Below are 343 nucleotides of genomic sequence, written 5' to 3'. Positions count from 1 at the left end.
ATGGAGAAACCGTCCTCTTGAAACCGTCTATCCATTTGTATTTCTGTATTGTATGTTTTTCAAGGTAAGGGTGAATGGTGCTGTTGAAACCCGTGCGATCTATAATATCCTCGGGGTTGATATCGCAAGAAAAAAGGATGTACTTGGGCTTTATAGTTCAGAAAATCAAGGGGCCAAATTCTGGCTTGGAGTTCTCACTGATCTGAAGAAACGCGTTGTGGAAGATATTATGATTGCCTGCATAGACGGCCTGAAAGGTTTCCCCGAAGCGGTTGAGGCTGTATTTCCTAAAACCAGGGTACAACTTTGCGTGGTTCATTAAATCCGCGCCTCCATGCGCTAT

At 44.0% G+C, this 343-nt stretch carries 1 protein-coding gene; it reads left to right on the top strand.

The genetic code is table 11. From position 1 onward, the window contains the following. A partial coding sequence (locus GNY06_RS00925; protein ID WP_176589925.1) for a transposase occupies positions 1-322 on the top strand: 322 nt, incomplete at its 5' end. Positions 323-343: the final 21 nt, after the last annotated feature.

The organism is Elizabethkingia argenteiflava (assembly GCF_009904105.1).
Classification (GTDB): Bacteria; Bacteroidota; Bacteroidia; order Flavobacteriales; family Weeksellaceae; genus Elizabethkingia; species Elizabethkingia argenteiflava.
The sequence above is the reverse complement of the archived record's forward strand: the minus strand, read 5'-3'. Positions and strand labels throughout refer to the sequence as shown.